Raw genomic sequence first — 16,689 nt, forward strand, 5'->3', positions numbered from 1 at the left:
GAAACTTAAGTCTTTTATCCTTTAAAAACATCGGAAACGATTTCGAAAGATTTCAATCTGGCTTTATGGTCAAATATTTGTGCATTGATGATCATTTCATCTGCCTGTGTTTCGTCAAGGAATTGCTGCAGCTTTGTTTTGATTGTTTCAGGGCTTCCAACAATTGATGACCCGATACGGCTATCCAGAAGCATTTTTTCATATTCGCTCAGCTGGTCACCAAAGTTCTTGACAGGCGGCAGCAATGGACTTGGATTATTCCTGAACAGGTTCAGAAACTGCTGCTGCATGGATGTTGCCAGGAACTCAGCTTCCTCATCCGTTTCAGCAGCAATCACGTTAACGCCCACCATTGCGTATGGCTCTTGCAAAACATCTGAAGGCTGGAAGTTCCTTCGGTAAAGCTTTAATGCACCTAATGTATTTTCCGGTGAGAAATGGCTGGCGAATGAAAATGGCAAACCTAGTTGTCCCGCAAGCTGTGCACTGTAGCCGCTTGAGCCTAATAGCCAGATTGGTATACTCAAACCTTCACCTGGAATCGCCCTGACACTGCGATATTGTGAATCCAGTTCCGGATTGAAATAGGCCCTAAGTTCATCCAATTGCTCCGGGAAGTCCTGGCCATCACTTCGACGTTCCCGCCTTAATGCATAAGCCGTCACCTGGTCAGTTCCTGGAGCGCGTCCGAGACCTAGATCAATGCGGCCCGGGAATAGGGATTCAAGCGTCCCGAATTGTTCAGCGATGACAAGGGGAGCATGGTTAGGGAGCATAATCCCGCCCGACCCCACTCTGATGGAGCTTGTTCCGGCTGCAACATGGCCGATTACAACGGACGTAGCAGAACTTGCGATGCCTGGCATATTATGGTGCTCTGCTAACCAATAGCGGTTATAACCCCATTTTTCCGCATTCTGGGCAAGGTCAAGAGTGTTCCTAAGTGCATCTGATGCTGTGCCGCCTTCAAGAATAGGAGCCAAGTCGAGCACGGAGTATTTTATATCGTTTAAACGTTTGTTGTCGGTCATTTTTCATCTTCCTTCATTGAATAATATTCACCGCCAGGATTATCATTTTTCCTATTCCCAGCGTTTATACTATTCAATAGTAACAAGAATCTTTCGGTAATCAAAATAAAATGTTTGGAGATTAAAAGAGAGGGGTGGGGAGGGATACGTGGAACAAGCCTTATCTTTTTAAAGATAGGTATTCATAAACCTCCCGCAAGTTCTGGTAGCCTTGCTCCCGGGCTTTTTTTATATAGAATGCCCAAATCTTCGCTGCCATTTTGGAATCTCCCAATGCATGATGCCTATTTTTCACTTCAATCCCGCACTCAAGGCAAATTTGTTCCAAAGGCAGGGGATTGACAATGGGCTGGAATATTCTAACCAAAAATGAAGTATCAATCACCCTGTGTTCAAAATTTAATCGTAAATGACTGCTTGTGAATTTCTTCATAAAGGCTTGCTCATGTGTTGCATGGTGAGCTACAAGTACTGAGCTGCCTATGAAATTTAAAAATTCCATCAGGGCTTGTGAAGTTTTCGGGGCAGTCAAAAGCTCTTCCTCAGTGATAGAAGTCAGGCTTAGGATATCAGGAGGTACTGAAATTTCAGGGTTGATTAATGAATAGAAGACCTCATTTTCAAGTATTGTGGAACCAATTACTTTTATAGCTCCTATAGAGATGATCCTGTCGCCTTTTTCAGGATAAAAACCTGTTGTCTCGAGGTCAAAAACTACGACTGGCAATTCTTCCAACGGACTGTCAAGGCTATTTACTTCCTTCATTTCTTTTTGCAGCTGTCTTAAAAACGACATTTGTTGTGGATTTGAGTGGGTTGGCATTCCGGCATAGATGTTCGATCCGATCTTCCCGCTCATTTGCCGAAAGAAACGAATCATATCATTCATTCCCATAAAAACTTACATCCTTTAAAGCAGCTTTCCGACATGTTCATAAAATTGTTCACCCACTTTAATCATCTCTTTTAATGCTTTCTTTTCATCTTTAGAAAGTTTATTGATATTAACGTAGTGTCCGGAGTCATAATCCCTATGACTTCCATGTTTCAGGCGATAGTCAAGCAACGCAGAGAAGGTATTGCCGTACAAAGATTTATCTTGATGCGATATCACGACGTCAGCTAAAAGGCTGATACGGGAGAGAGTCGGAGTTTCTTTTATCCCTTCGTAAAATGACAACAGTCTTGCTGCATTTACAAAGGGGAAAAACGCTGTCTCCTTTAGATTAATAGATCCAGTAAAGGCGCCATGAGATTCTACAAGCAGCTGACCAAGTACTCCGATCCCTTTTTTAAGAAACATTGTGTTATGAAGCATTCTTAACAGCAATTGTTCTCTTTTAACTTCAGCAAAGGCTTTTTCTTTCAAGATATTTAATAGACTATGATCGCCGTAGATGGTCCTGGCATCGGCAAATATAAGTAAATATCGAATTGACTCCCATGTCGATTCACCAGCCCAAAGTCCAAGTTGATTCTCCCAATCTTTCAGCGATTTACACCACAACGGATTGCTGGCCATAACAGCGCCGGAACATTTTTTATAGCCAGCCAGCTCTAATCCTTCGGAAATCTCTTTACCTAACTTTAAAAAGTACTCCTGTGCATCATTACTGTTTGTTTTGAAAACAAGCCCGTGGTCCTGGTCACTCCAAATAGATTGCTCCATCCGCCCAGCACTGCCCATGACGAAGAAACAGAAAGGTGAAGGGGGGTTCCCATATTCTTTTGACAATTTGCTTACTGTAGCAGATATGACTTGATCATAGATCAAGTCATGGAAATGGTTTAATTGTTCATTGCTGAAAATTGCGTCAGACAGCCCTTTAACTCTTATTGCATTAATAATTGAATAGTCATCGAAGTTCATAATTCGAACGTCCTCCTTTCTCCATTCATCAAAAGACGGCTGGCCCACAATGAGGGCCGCCGCTTAATACATCGATCTTCAATAATCTAATTGACAGATGGTTGCTGTGAACTTAAAGGGGGATTGGATTTTGAGGTGACATCCATTGATACCTCAGCTGCTGCTTCCTTATTGACCAATTCCGGATACCCATAGCTTCCGTGTTCACTAATATCCAGGCCGATGATTTCTTCCTCTTCTGTTACCCGCAAGCCCTTCATTGTTACCTTCATAATCGATAAGATGATAAAAGATACTATGAAAGCGAAAGCACCTGAGGCGACAACTCCCAGCGCCTGAACTCCTAGCTGTTCAAAACCGCCACCATAAAACAATCCTGGATTCCCGACTGTGGCTAGCTCAGGAGTCGCAAAGAGTCCTGTTGATAGAGTTCCCCAAACACCAGCCGTACCGTGTACTGATAGCGCAAAGATAGGATCATCTATCTTTCTGCTTTCAAAGAAGCGAATACTGTAGAAAACAAGGATGCCAGCAATAAGCCCGATGACTACTGATGCCCAAGTATCAACAAAAGCACAGGATGCCGTAATGGCTACTAGACCTGCGAGTGCTCCGTTCAGCATCATTGGAACATCCGCTTTGCCTAAAACAATCCAGGAGATGAGCATGGCTGCCACAGTACCAGCAGCTGCCGCAAGATTCGTGTTGAGAGCAACAAATCCAAAGAATGCTCCATCAACAGAAACGGTGCTTCCTGCATTAAATCCAAACCAGCCAACCCATAATAACAAAACGCTCAATGCTGTGAAGACCTGGTTGTGACCTTCGATATTATTAGCTGAACCGTCTTTATTAAATTTACCAATACGCGGCTTCAAAAGAATCGTCGCTGCCAGTGCTGCCATTGCACCAGTCAAGTGGACAACTGTAGAGCCTGCAAAATCCTGTTTTCCATGCTCTGCAAGCCATCCGCCGCCCCAGATCCAATGGGCGATGAAAGGATAAACTAAAATTGAAAATAAAAGTGCAAAGACAAGATATACAGACAATTTTGCTCTCTCAGCAAATCCGCCAAAAGCAATCGTTAAGGATATCCCGGCGAAAGCCAGCTGGAACAGAAAGAATACAGCACCTGAAAGTCCTAAGCCCTCTACATCATAGCCAGAATAGAAAAAGTCCGAGAAGCCCAGAATCGAGTTACCTTCCCCAAAAATAAGTCCATAGCCTACAGCCCAGAAAACGATTGAGGAAATCCCAAATGTCAAAATTGTTTTTCCGGCAATGTGGCCGGCGTTCTTCATTCGTGTTGATCCTGTTTCAAGCAGGATGAAACCTCCAATCATCAAAATAACCAAAACTGCGGAGATCATAACCCATAGGCTATTCATTAAAAATACCGTATCCATTTTTTCGTCCCCTTTCAAATTGTGAATGTAGTTTGTATTCTCGCATGTATTTTTTAATCATTCTACATATATGTAAGAAAACCTAACATTGTTTTTACCAAAAAGAAAAACCCTCCAACCTGGAAGGTTTTATGATCAATACTTACGGATGCCAAATCTGGCATTCAATTGTCCTTGAATCATTTTCTTATGAGCTTCTTCATCCGTCTGCTTCTTTTTCCGTACCATTTCCTGTCTAATCTCATAAGTTTGGACTCCGTCTTCAATTTTATTGGCAATCTCCACTAATTGCTCGACATCCAGGAATGAATATCTTCTGCTTCCGCCAGGAGTCCGGTCGGGAAAGACTAATTTCCTTTCTTCATAGTATCGGATCTGACGTTCTGAAAGACCGGTCAACTCACTGACAATACCAATTGTAATCACTTTCTTTTCCTTGTAGGAGGAAGGGTCTGCAGCCAATTCATTCACCACACTTTTGCATTTTACTTTCATATGTTATATTTTCTCACATGAAATATTGATTTGTAAATTGGCTAATACCTATTTATTAAATTCTTTAGTTCAGTCAATGTCAGCTTTCTTAATTCTTCTTCGCTTTCATTTGTCATTTTCGATTTGATTAGATGCTGGATATAATGGTCTTTAAGTTTTTCTACAGCAGTACGCAAATGCAAGGACACAGTGAATCACTCCTTAATAAGTTTCATTCTGGGCAGTCCGTAACAGTTCAAGAGCGTGCTTTCCATGTTCTTTCAAAAGTTCTTCATACAATTCATCACGAAAAAGATCGATCAAGATAATCAATTGGGCTAATTCCATTCCATTCCGACTTTTCATGTTCATCTCCTCAATTAATGAAACATTTTTTTAAGCTTAATGAATCGGTGAAATAAAGTCAGCGGGTTCGTCAGGATATCTGACAGGAATTTTTTGATAAAAGTAATGATTAAAGTAAAATCCGGAAAACCTATAATGATTTTGTCAAAAGGAGGAATGAGGGTGGAACAAAATATGCAGCCCGAAAATAGAGGGTATGTCATAAATGAATATGACGTACTTAAGAAAGTCATTCTTTGTCAGCCACAGTATATGACAATTCGTGAAGTAATAAATGAAACCCAGAAACATTTCAAGGATGAAGGCATACATATAGAAGTTGCCTTGGAACAGCATAATGAGTTTGTGAACACATTGAAAAATAACGGGGTGGAGGTCATCCTGCTTCCATACCACAAAAAATACCCGGAACAAGTATTTACGAGGGATATCGGATTTACCCTGGGCCAAACAATTTTTGTTGCGGATATGGCCAGCGATGTGCGCAAGGGGGAGGAGGATGTCCTGAAACAATGGCTCGAGGATGAAGGAATGTCATACTACAATTTAATCGGTGATCACATCGAAGGCGGGGATGTAGTCATCGATCAAGACACTGTATATGTTGGCTTGAGCAACAGGACAAACCAACAGGCAGCAGATCACCTTCAAGGACTCCTTCCGACCTTCGAAGTGAAAGCCGTCCCTTTTAAAGCGGAGTATTTGCACCTTGATTGTGTCTTTAATGTCGTTTCACCGGAAATCGCCCTAATTTACCGTCCAGCATTAACAGAGGAAGATATTAAGATGTTCGGCTCGCGATATGATTTGATTGACGTGAGTGAGGAAGAACAATTCACACTTGGAACAAATGTGCTGGGGATCGGAAACAAGAAAATTTTGAGCTTGCCTGTAAATAAAGGAGTTAATGAACAGCTAAGGAGTAAAGGATTTGAAGTCATTGAAGTGGATATAACAGAAATCATCAAATCCGGCGGATCGTTTAGATGCTGCACACTTCCGATTATGCGGGAGAAGAGTGTTAATTAAAAATGATTGACGAGCGGGGGACTGTCATCTCTCGCTTTTTTTGTTTAACGGATGAAAGGTAAACTTCAGACAGCTTTATAGAAAAACTGCGAAAAACTGTCCGAACCTAAGGCAACTACAGTCAGGCTTTCAGGACAACATTAAAAAAGCACAACATTGTGTTCGAAAACAGTTCCAAGAAATTGTTTCTGTTAAATATCACATTTTGATTGTCCTTTAGGCCGAATTATCTTATAATTCAAAATAGCAAGAAATTAATTTTGTAAAGGGGGATTCATTTGGAAGCTTTTGTTTCTTGGCTCAATGGGATTCTTTGGAGCAACCCGGTTATTTATATCATTCTTGGAATCGGTTTGCTCTTCTCGATCCTGACACGTTTTTTGCAAGTCAGACTATTGAAGGACATGGTTACACTAATGTTCAAAGGAAGAAGTTCCGATGCGGGTGTTTCATCTTTCCAGGCCTTATCTATCGCTTTATCCGGCCGTGTAGGAACTGGTAACATTGCAGGTACCGCCACTGCTATCGCCATGGGTGGTCCTGGGGCTGTGTTCTGGATGTGGACGATTGCGTTCATCGGAGCTGGCAGTGCCTTCGTTGAATCAACATTAGCTCAAATTTACAAGGTAAAGCAGGATGGTCTTTATCGAGGCGGTCCGGCGTATTACATCGAAAAAGGACTTGGCATCAAGTGGTTCGCTATTGCTTTTGCCGTAGCTGCCTTGCTGGCAATGTCACTGCTTATGCCAGGAATTCAGTCAAACTCGATTGCACTTGGCCTTGAGAACGCTTTTGGGGTTAGCAAAACAGTGACAGGATTCATCGTTATTGCACTGTTGGCTTTAATCATTTTCGGAGGCGTTAAAAGGATTGCAACTGTTGCCCAATATACAGTTCCATTCATGGCCGTAGGATACATCCTTGTTGCTCTTATCATCATTGGAATGAATATCTCAGAAGTTCCTGCGGTGTTCGCTTTAATCTTCAAAAGTGCATTCGGTGCTGACTCCATGTTTGGCGGAATTCTTGGCAGCGCGATTGCATGGGGTGTAAAACGCGGTATTTATTCCAATGAAGCAGGACAGGGAACAGGGCCTCACGCAGCAGCTGCTGCTGAAGTATCACACCCGGCTAAACAAGGTCTTGTTCAGGCATTCTCAGTTTACATCGATACTCTATTCGTTTGTTCCGCTACAGCATTCATGATCCTGTTCACTGGAATGTTCAACACTGTTGGCGCTGACGGTGCATTCATTGTGGAAAACCTTAAGGGAGTGGAAGCCGGCCCTGGATATACTCAGGCTGCAGTAGATGCGGTTCTCCCTGGTTTTGGTGCCGAATTCGTTGCTGTCGCATTATTTTTCTTTGCTTTCACAACAATCATGGCATACTATTATATGGCAGAGACAAATATCGCTTATCTTCTGAGGGGAAGAAATGGCAAAGTACCAATGTTCATCCTGAAAGTTGTCATCCTCGGAGCAACTTTCTACGGAGCGGTGAAAGAAGCTTCACTTGCATGGGCTCTTGGTGATGCTGGCCTTGGATTGATGGTGTGGCTCAACCTGATCGCCATTGTCCTGCTCGCAAAGCCGGCATTGATTGCTTTGAAGGATTATGAGGAACAAAGAAAGCAAGGCATCGATCCGGTCTTCAATTCCAAAAAGCTTGGCATCAAGAATGCTGAGTATTGGGAAGAAGAATATTCCTTCAACCATGAAAAGGAAAAAGTATCATAATATTTTCATTTTAGGAGAGCTGCCCTTACAATGGGCAGTTCTTCTTTTTTGTTAGTCGAGTTTGATTATATTGTTATCGTGGAATGGGAAGAATGATACCAGCAAGGATGAACCGGGGGAATTTCATGAAAATGCTATGCATAGACGGTGGCGGAATAAGGGGCATTTTCCCGATTGCCATCCTCCAAAACATAGAAGAAGAGTTTGGAAAGCCTGTTGGTGAACTTTTTGATGTGATCTCAGGGACAAGCACAGGTGCAATCATCGCTGCTTCAGCTGCCCTGAATACTTCCATGCAAGAGGTGATGGGGAGGTATGAGACTTACGGAGAGAAGATCTTTTTAAGAAAAGCCAAAATCGGTCTCTTCAAAAGTGTCTATAGTGACACATATTTACGCCGTCTGTTAAAGCAGGCTTTCAAGGATATATCTCTCGGTGAAATCGAAAAACCTTTGTTGATCCCAGCTGTTGATATAACTCATGGAAAACCCTATGTTCATCGATCAGACTTTGGTCACTCGTCCGAAAACGAGTTATCAATAAAGGTATGGGATGCCGTCCTATCTTCCTGTTCAGCACCCATCTACTTCCCGCCAAACAATGTAAACAACCAGTATCTCTCGATAGATGGGGGATTATGGGCCAATAATCCTTCATTGGTTTGTGTAACTGAGGCCTTGCACCACTTTAAAATAGACTTGGATGACATCCAGATCATGTCGATTGGTACGGGCCAGCAGAATATCGATTTTACCATGCAGGAGGAAAGGCACTGGGGAATCCGCCAGTGGCTTCCGTTCCATTTTCCTTCTTTAAAGGTTACGCCAAAGTTATTGGATTTGGCGATGGACTTGTCCTCTGAATCTGTTTCCTATCACTGCAGGCTTTTGCTAGGAGATCATTACTTTCGCCTTAATACAGAGTTAGCGGAAGAAGTTCCGTTTGACGATTTTACAAGTATGGCAAAGTTAAAGGAGCTAGGGCAAAAAGTTTTTATAGATAATAAAAAAGATATAAGTGCATTTTTATCACAAAAATAAATATGCGTTAAACTGGCGAAAACAATCATTTTAACTTAGTCTTAAACAGAATATGGTTAATAGCACTTGTAAAATAAGCATTTTTAAAAATGACAGGAGGGCTTTCAATGGAAAAACTTGAAGTTGGTGAAGCATTCACAATAAGTGATGAAAATGATGCGGAGCAAGAGGTAGAGGTTATCGGTACTGTGACAATAGAGGGCACTGACTATGCTGCAGTAAGCTTCGTAGAAGATCTGCAAACGGAAACGGATGAAGATATCGATATCTTTTTCTTAAAAGTGGATGTGGATGGAGACTTAGCTGCAATCGATTCGGATGAAGAATTCGAAAAAGTTTCTTCCGCTTTTGATGAAATGCTGAATGAAGAAGAGTAGTGAGCAGGAGAAAGGTTAATCCTTTCTCTTTTTTTGGTATTATTAGTAATAGGCACAATCATGTTCACGTAAAAAAGTTGTAAATAGAAGGAAATCAAACGAGTTTGTCGAATTGTTTTTTGGAAGGAGTTGATTCCATTGGATAGCGTCATCCTTGTTACCTTTAAAATCAAAGGAATACCCATACCTATTAAAATAGCATCTACTAACGAACCCACCAGGGAGCAAATCCTGAAGAAAGTAACCGACTTTGCGAATGGATATGACTTATCTGGTGAAATCCAATTCAAGAAGCTCCTTAAAGAAAACGACCATAAAATGTATATTTATGAAATCGGTGACAAAAAATGCATGGTGCTAGTAGAAAAGCTGGAGAAGATTAAAGAATTTGAAGAGATTGATTCTTAATTTAGATCCCCAATATATTATTAATAAAAAAACCCAGGACAATGCCCTGGGTTATTTTGCGTCAAAGTATGTTTTAGATGCTTCTGAGTTTTTGATGAGGATCACATATTGAAAATAATCCAATGCACCAGTGATGGTTGGATTTGGTAGAGATTGTTTCGAGCCACAATAGATGATAACTCTCCGTTCAACTAATTATTCCAGACCTTCGCTGTAATCAACTGTCATTAGCAAAGTATTTTCCAGTCTGCTTTTTTCGACCTTCAGGTAACCGATTGAATTTTTTGTTTCTGCAATGTTGCCATCCTCAAAAGAAATATAATCGATACTTTCTTCCCACAAAAGCTGTTCGTCTAGTTTTTCATCATTTTTACCAAGAGTAAGATTGTACGATTCGCCACAGCTTCGGTATAGGGACTGTTCTCGGCGTTTGCGCGCGTTGAGCCAAAGAACCGACTTCATTAAGACTCCCCATAATCCTGTAAAACTCTCGTTATGAATAGGGCTGCTTGTAAATTGGTAGAATGATTGTTTTCCTCCGGATTGAAACTGGACATCCGATTTCACGGCTGAGGAGAAGTGGACATCTCCGGATAGCAAAACAGAGTACGCAGGATCCCACGATGCAACCCGCGAAATAAAAGCATGAAAGCCTTTACCATTATATTTCCATCCATCAAAATCAAATGAAGTCTGGACAGGCAAACCCAATACCTTGAAGGGATATACATACTTGTGGAGAAAGGATTCAATTAATCCCATCCCATAAAAGGGAGTAGGAGAAACAATATTCAGGGGCGTTTTGCTTCTCCAGCCGCTCTGCAGCAATTTCGTGCTTATATTTTCCCAGCCTGCTTCGCTGATCAAAAGCGGCGTGCGTGTTGTTTCTTCAATCAAGCTGCCTAGTTTTACTGCCTCCGGTCTTAGGTCGAACTCCCGTTGGGTCCTTGTATCTAGGAAAACTGTTTTTGGATTGGTTGGTGCTACGAAATGCCAGGAATGAAAGTCCCAAAGATGATTCAAACCAGTCTTATAGCCAGCTGAATCAATACTGGATGATGCTATAAAGCCCTTAACTTCATTTACAAATTCACGGTCAAAGTTTTCGGGCTCATTGCCCCAACCCTGGAATAGCCAATAAGCAGCAAGCCCGTTACCGATGATATGCTTTCCTAAAGAGGAATCTCTTACAGCAGAAGTCCACTTATGGGATATATTCCAATCATCTGTTAGATCGTGATCATCAAAAATCATATATGTTGGCGTGTTTGCCATTAAGCGTCTTGCTGCAGACAGTGAGACAATAAAGTCCCTGACATTATCCATTTGCTCCTCATACCTTGCTTCCAGTCTGGATAATTCCTTTTTTCGCTTATCATGATCCACTTTGAGGTGGATTTTATCGCTTTCTTTTAACTGTTGAAAAGAAAGGAGATGCTCATTCTCATGGATATAGTCCCAAATTTCCGGGCTCCAGCTGAACAAATACATAGCCGCATATTCACCAAAAGCAATCAGATGGTTATCACCTTTCCTTGTTGTATAATTTGCGAGGTGTTCAATCAAGAATTGCCTTCCATTCACCTGGTCTAGTCGGGAAATTAAATTTTCTGGGATTAGTTCATTCAATTTATCCCTTTCGCTGTCTCCTGCCAATTCCCTTCCAAGTTCAGTCATGATCGGAAGGAGCGGATCTGCAACATCATCGGCATAAATCTGGTCTCCCATTAAAAATAAAGCATTGGGCCTTTCTGTAAGATCAAGATGTTTGTTTCCAACCAGTACGTCCGCTGCAAAAAGGGCGTCATCTCCCTGGCCATGGGGCTTTCGGCAAGAGCCATAAAGCAAGATATCTGGATCGTTTTCATGGTTGATAGTAAACGAAGGATATTTCAGATTTCCGTATACGATTGATCGGGGGTTTTCAGGATCCAGCAGATTATAACTGGCTAGAGTACGCACTTTTCGACCTTTTTTAAAAAAAAGATCATAACCGAGGAGAGTGCGAGGAGGAAAATGTACATGATTAGGGGAAATCTTGAGCAAATAAATATATAGATTGTCACCCGCTTTGAAGATGTTTGCCTCAGTGTATGTCCGTAAAGGAATATATTGATACACTTCGTCATTACTATACTCGATCTCGAATATCTGAGCATCTATTTCAACCCTGGAGCTTAATGCAATCCATATATATACGGAAGAAGGTTCGACCCTTCTAATGATTGGTCCGGATAAAATTGCAGGTAATCCCATTCATCAGTTCACCACCGTAGATTTCTTTATTGCTAACTTATTCATGCAATAACCAAACGGTGTCCTACTGGACCTGAACCATAAAGAAAAGGAAGCCATTTGAGGCTCCCTCGCTTTATTTCCTCGTATAGTAACGAGTATCTTCCTGCTTCTTTAATTCTCCTGCGATTAAGGCTGTGGCACTATGGTTCCCTTTTGCGTCCAAACCCGCTTCCCAAAGCATCATGCCGCCAAGATTTTGAGAAAGGGCAAGATCGGTTTTCTTTATCAGTGTGGAATGGCCATTATAATGGTAGGTGGTCCCATTCAACTCAACCTGATCCTTTCCCGCATTATCGGGGTGATGATTAATTAGAGCTTCGTATGAGACCTGTTTGATCGAAGGATCTTCTGGCTGTGCATAGAGCGGCACCCCCAGGGTCAGCTTATCCCTCGAAAACCCTTGCTTGTCAAATAGCCCCGTCCAGTAGGCTACTATATTAGCTGAATAAGAGTAAGGTGATAGATTGGCTGCGTTATACTCTCCGTCCCATTGGCCATCATATGCCATCAAATTGACATGATCAAAGTACTTGAACATGGAAGGCTCAAATACGACTGAATGAATTTCTGTCCCTGTTACGCTATGCACCTTGGCGTTTACTGCAATAGATAGTTCTTTCCCTTTAGGCTTCAACTGTTCACTCAATTCCTCAGCAAATTCAGCCAGATTGCGGGCATCTTCTTGTGATCGTGGATGCTCAAAATCTATGTCGACTCCATGAAGCGTTTCTTTCTCTGTAAAACTCACAAGCTCGTGAACTAGTTTTTTTCTTGAGTCAGGGTTTGAGATAGCTGCCTTGAAATAGTCGTAAGACTCTCCGCCATTTATATGATACCAGCCGCCGACTGCCAGCAAGACCTTTGTATCATGTGCTCGCGCTTTCTTGACAATGCTCCTTAAATTTTGGACGGCATGATTGCCGTTCAGCAGTATGCTGCCGTCCTTGTTTGGATGGGCAAACGAAAAAATAATATGTGTCAGGCTATCGTAATCAATTTCATCTGGATTCCTGAAATCCTGGACATAGCCAATCAGCACCTTGGATTCTTGATCTTTCAATTCCGGTTCTTTTTTAATACCAGGAATTTTGTTTGAATGTGAAGCTTGATCACTGCTTGCTTTTGTAGTGATTTTTTGCGAATTTGAATATATTGTTCCAGACATAAAGCCCCCAATGAAGGTGAGTAAAACAATCAACAGAGGCAGGAAAGTTTTTTTCATTAAAGGTTCCTCCCGAGTTTATTCAACCTCAAAATTGTAACAGAGAATACATCGTTATAGCTGTGGAAATATCAGCCTATAATAAGAAGGTGCTAGATTAATAAACGAGTTCTGGGGAATATAATAACTATACTTAATGATAGGAGCAGATAGCTATGGACTCAATAAGAGCAAGGATTGGGAATGGTGAAATAAGCTATTATGATGTAGGCAAAGGAAAACCGATGTTCCTTATACATGGTTTTGCGGGAAGCAAGAAATATTGGGATAAAATTATTCCACAATTGGCAAACGAAAACAGGGTCATTGCGATCGATTTGCCTGGACATGGAGAGTCAGGCATGAGTAAGGATCGATATGCTATTGAAGACATGGCAGAAACAATTAAGGAATTACTGGACCATTTAGGGATGAAAAAAGTAACCATGTTCGGCCATTCTCTTGGCGGATACATCACATTGGCCTTTGCAGAGGCCCATCCTGAATATTTAAACGGGTTTTCTTTGGTGCATTCGACGGCAAATCCAGATTCGGAGGAAGCGAAGGAAGGCAGGGAAAACAATGCAAAGAAAATTCAGGAAGAGGGAGCAGAATCATTTATCGATGGACTTTCTAAGAAGCTTTTTTCTCCTGAAAATACAGAAGTGAATGCAAAGAAAATCGACGAGACTGTCAAAATCGGGTTGAAGACGAGTGAGAAGGGCCTAATCAGCGCCTTGCTGGCAATGAAGAATCGGCCCGACCGAAATCAAGTGTTGAAGGAGACTAAGCTTCCCGTGCTCCTGATAGCAGGTGAGAAGGACCAAATCATCCCCCCTGAAAAAACATTTACGGTATCGAGGGAAAAGATCGAGGAGAGGGTCATCCAAAACGCAGGCCATATGAGTATGTATGAACAGCCTGAAGAACTTGTTATGGTGATGAAGGACTTTCTTGCAGATATATAATGAGCACAGCAGCCTGTCCGCTTAGGGCAGGTATTTTTTATATGGAATTCATAAATGATAGAATGGAATGAAGCAGGTTAAAGGAGTGGACGTTTTGGTTGATACGATTATTTTAGATGGGCATCCTCTCGCAATTAATAAATACAGCTCGGACACTTCAAGTGGGTTTGATATCATCTCAGTGGAATTTTCCGTAAAGAGTGAAGAGTACCATCAAGTAACGACATTATTATATGCAGGAGAATTCCATGTACAGGTCCCAGTTGAGGATAAAGCATTTAGAGGAAAAATCATTGAATATTCAACATCCATTACGAACTTATATAAAGGCGGGCAGGTTGGGACGTTCAAATTAGTTTTAAAGGAAGTAGAGGAGTAAGCCATGAGATTAAGCATACTTGATCAGGCTCCAATCTCCGCGGGCCAGACGGCAAGAGAGGCCCTGGAACACTCCGTTTTGCTTGCACAGACTGCCGAGAATCTGGGTTATACGCGTTTCTGGATGGCAGAGCACCATGACATACCAGGTCTAGCCTGTCCTGCACCAGAAGTGATGCTGCCGTATATCGGGGCAAGGACGAGCAGAATTCGGCTAGGTTCAGGTGCTGTCTTGCTTCCACACTACAAACCGTATAAAGTGGCAGAGCTTTTTAATTTGCTTGCCACATTGTTTCCGGACAGGATCGATATTGGAATCGGCCGCGCACCAGGAGGTTCTGCGGAAGTGACCAATGCTTTGTCAGACAACTTCCTGCAAAATGTTTGGAAGCTGCCGGAATCATTGAAAGACTTACTTCGTTTTATCCATAACGATCACCCTAAGGATAGTGAACTTTCTAAAATCAAGGCGGCACCCTTGCCAGATGTCCCTCCGCAGCCCTGGCTTCTTGGGACGAGCAAAAAAAGCGCTATGCTGGCGGCTGAATACGGTATGGCTTATGCGTTCGGGCTGTTTATGAGCGACAATGATCCTCAAGACATTTTTCAGGCTTATAATGATTCTTTCAAGCAAGGAAGCACCGAATTGCCGCAATCAATTTTAACCGTTTCTGCTATATGTGCCGAAACCGCTGAACAGGCTGATGAAATCGCTTTGAGCTCACTAATTTGGAACATGCAGCAGGCAAGGGGAGAAGGTTCATCCGGCGTACCTACTGTCAAAGCCGCCAAAGCATACCAGCTTCCTGCAGAAGAAAAAGATGCTTTGGAAAACATGAAAAGAAAAATGATCATCGGGAATCCAAAGCAGGTAAAAGACCGATTGCTGAATTTGTTTCATAAGTATAACCCTGATGAAATCATGATCCTGACGTTAACCTATTCACCGGAGGATCGAATTAAATCCTATGAACTGATCGCTGGAGAACTGCTTTAAATAATCATTTATCATTTCACATTTTAGGGAAGTACAATGTTTACTATTAACAAGGCGGCCGGCAGAATATCAATCTTTTTAACCTTGTATACTAACCTCTTAACAAATCTTCCATTTAAGGTATAATATTATCTGTGAGCAGCTGCCGCAAGCAGATATATATTTGAGTGATGCAGCGATCTGATCTAAGTCGAAAGAGAGTGGAATATATGGGTCGTAAATGGAACAACATTAAAGAGAAAAAAGCGTCAAAGGATGCAAATACAAGCAGGGTATATTCTAAATTCGCGCTTGAGATTTATGTTGCAGCCAGACAGGGTGAACCAAATCCAGAATCCAACCAGGCGCTGAAATTCGTCCTGGAAAGAGCCAAGACTTATAATGTACCTAGAGTAATTATTGACCGCGCAATCGATAAAGCCAAGGGCGGAGCTGAGGAAAGCTATGACGAGCTTCGATACGAGGGCTTTGGTCCAAATGGTTCAATGGTGATCGTGGATGCACTTACGAACAATGTAAACCGTACTGCTTCCAATGTACGCGCTGCTTTCGGTAAGAATGGCGGCAACATGGGAGTAGCTGGGTCCGTTTCTTATATGTTCGATAAAACTGCGGTAATCGGGTTTGAAGGAAAGACAGCCGATGAGGCACTGGAAATCTTGATGGAAGCAGATGTTGATGCACGCGATATCCTTGAAGAAGACGATTCAATCATTATTTATGGCGAACCTGATCAATTCCACGCAATCCAGGAAGCCTTCCGTAATGCGGGTATCACTGATTTTACAGTTGCTGAATTGACCATGCTGCCTCAAAATGAGGTAACTCTAGATGAGGATTCCCAGGAACAATTCGAGAAGCTTGTTGACGCCCTCGAAGATTTGGAAGATGTCCAGCAAGTTTATCATAATGTTGATTTAGCTTAAAAGATCATATTCTATCAAACAAAACCCATTCGAAAAGAGTGGGTTTTGTTTGTGTATTTTGTTTTTCAAGTCCAAACTCCCCGAAAAACAATTCATCTTCCCAGCTTAACATCCCTTTAAATTTCCAGAATACAGATTTCTTACAGCAAGAAGGGGTAAATTAATAAAAATCCGTAGACAA

Annotated in this window: 18 protein-coding genes; 9 read left to right on the plus strand and 9 right to left on the minus strand. The window is 41.9% G+C overall.

The genetic code is table 11. From position 1 onward, the window contains the following. Positions 1–14: 14 nt before the first annotated feature. From RH061_RS11625 to RH061_RS11655, 7 genes are all read right to left on the minus strand, one after another. Entirely contained in the window at positions 15–1,031 is a 1,017-nt protein-coding gene (locus RH061_RS11625; protein WP_311070375.1) for an LLM class flavin-dependent oxidoreductase, read from the minus strand. Positions 1,032–1,191: 160 nt separating this feature from the next. Further along, positions 1,192–1,926, minus strand: a complete 735-nt coding sequence (locus RH061_RS11630; protein WP_311070376.1) for an exonuclease domain-containing protein — start codon at positions 1,924–1,926, stop codon at positions 1,192–1,194. Positions 1,927–1,941: 15 nt separating this feature from the next. Beyond that, positions 1,942–2,901 (minus strand): DUF294 nucleotidyltransferase-like domain-containing protein, encoded by a 960-nt coding sequence (locus RH061_RS11635; protein ID WP_311070378.1) that lies wholly within the window; start codon positions 2,899–2,901, stop codon positions 1,942–1,944. Positions 2,902–2,987: 86 nt separating this feature from the next. Further along, a complete protein-coding gene (locus RH061_RS11640) occupies positions 2,988–4,307 on the minus strand; it encodes an ammonium transporter (RefSeq protein WP_311070379.1) in 1,320 nt (439 codons plus the stop codon). 135 nt (positions 4,308–4,442) lie between these two features. Further along, positions 4,443–4,802, minus strand: coding sequence for a MerR family DNA-binding transcriptional regulator (locus RH061_RS11645; protein ID WP_311070380.1), 360 nt, complete (start codon positions 4,800–4,802; stop codon positions 4,443–4,445). A gap of 41 nt (positions 4,803–4,843) precedes the next feature. Further along, complete coding sequence (fbpA, locus tag RH061_RS11650; protein ID WP_214903308.1) at positions 4,844–4,990, minus strand: Fur-regulated basic protein FbpA; 147 nt, start codon at positions 4,988–4,990, stop codon at positions 4,844–4,846. A 13-nt stretch (positions 4,991–5,003) separates the two neighbouring features. Beyond that, positions 5,004–5,147, minus strand: a complete 144-nt coding sequence (locus RH061_RS11655) for a hypothetical protein (protein WP_311070382.1) — start codon at positions 5,145–5,147, stop codon at positions 5,004–5,006. 174 nt (positions 5,148–5,321) lie between these two features. On the opposite strand from RH061_RS11655, the gene RH061_RS11660 reads away from it, so the two are divergent. The 5 genes from RH061_RS11660 to RH061_RS11680 all read left to right on the plus strand — a co-directional run bounded on the left by RH061_RS11660 (position 5,322) and on the right by RH061_RS11680 (position 9,740). Further along, positions 5,322–6,176: a dimethylarginine dimethylaminohydrolase family protein gene (locus tag RH061_RS11660; protein WP_311076378.1), complete on the plus strand. Its 855-nt coding sequence runs from the start codon at positions 5,322–5,324 to the stop codon at positions 6,174–6,176. A gap of 278 nt (positions 6,177–6,454) precedes the next feature. Then, positions 6,455–7,915, plus strand: coding sequence for an alanine/glycine:cation symporter family protein (locus tag RH061_RS11665; RefSeq protein ID WP_311070383.1), 1,461 nt, complete (start codon positions 6,455–6,457; stop codon positions 7,913–7,915). Positions 7,916–8,040: 125 nt separating this feature from the next. After that, the gene (locus RH061_RS11670) at positions 8,041–8,955 is read left to right on the plus strand and encodes a CBASS cGAMP-activated phospholipase (protein WP_311070384.1); all 915 of its coding nucleotides are present in this window, start codon (positions 8,041–8,043) and stop codon (positions 8,953–8,955) included. Between the two features lie 107 nt (positions 8,956–9,062). Next, complete coding sequence (locus tag RH061_RS11675; protein WP_311070386.1) at positions 9,063–9,332, plus strand: DUF1292 domain-containing protein; 270 nt, start codon at positions 9,063–9,065, stop codon at positions 9,330–9,332. A 138-nt stretch (positions 9,333–9,470) separates the two neighbouring features. After that, positions 9,471–9,740: a hypothetical protein gene (locus tag RH061_RS11680; RefSeq protein ID WP_311070387.1), complete on the plus strand. Its 270-nt coding sequence runs from the start codon at positions 9,471–9,473 to the stop codon at positions 9,738–9,740. Positions 9,741–9,935: 195 nt separating this feature from the next. Here RH061_RS11680 and RH061_RS11685 read toward each other — a convergent pair whose 3' ends face one another. Beyond that, positions 9,936–11,996 (minus strand): metallophosphoesterase family protein, encoded by a 2,061-nt coding sequence (locus tag RH061_RS11685; RefSeq protein WP_311070388.1) that lies wholly within the window; start codon positions 11,994–11,996, stop codon positions 9,936–9,938. A 115-nt stretch (positions 11,997–12,111) separates the two neighbouring features. Continuing rightward, on the minus strand, positions 12,112–13,260 hold the full coding sequence (locus RH061_RS11690; RefSeq protein ID WP_311070389.1) for a glycoside hydrolase family 18 protein: 1,149 nt from the start codon (positions 13,258–13,260) through the stop codon (positions 12,112–12,114). Between the two features lie 155 nt (positions 13,261–13,415). Between RH061_RS11690 and RH061_RS11695 the strand changes: the two genes are divergently transcribed. From RH061_RS11695 to RH061_RS11710, 4 genes are all read left to right on the plus strand, one after another. Next, entirely contained in the window at positions 13,416–14,207 is a 792-nt protein-coding gene (locus RH061_RS11695; RefSeq protein ID WP_311070391.1) for an alpha/beta fold hydrolase, read from the plus strand. A 94-nt stretch (positions 14,208–14,301) separates the two neighbouring features. Then, the gene (locus tag RH061_RS11700; RefSeq protein ID WP_396654806.1) at positions 14,302–14,586 is read left to right on the plus strand and encodes a DUF3219 family protein; all 285 of its coding nucleotides are present in this window, start codon (positions 14,302–14,304) and stop codon (positions 14,584–14,586) included. 3 nt (positions 14,587–14,589) lie between these two features. Beyond that, positions 14,590–15,582 carry an LLM class flavin-dependent oxidoreductase gene (locus RH061_RS11705; protein WP_311070392.1) on the plus strand — a complete coding sequence of 331 codons (993 nt, stop codon included), beginning with the start codon at positions 14,590–14,592 and terminating at the stop codon, positions 15,580–15,582. Positions 15,583–15,791: 209 nt separating this feature from the next. Further along, entirely contained in the window at positions 15,792–16,508 is a 717-nt protein-coding gene (locus tag RH061_RS11710; protein WP_311070394.1) for a YebC/PmpR family DNA-binding transcriptional regulator, read from the plus strand. The last annotated feature ends 181 nt before the right edge of the window (positions 16,509–16,689 follow it).

It is taken from the genome of Mesobacillus jeotgali (genome assembly GCF_031759225.1).
GTDB classification, from domain to species: Bacteria; Bacillota; Bacilli; order Bacillales; family Cytobacillaceae; genus Mesobacillus; species Mesobacillus jeotgali_B.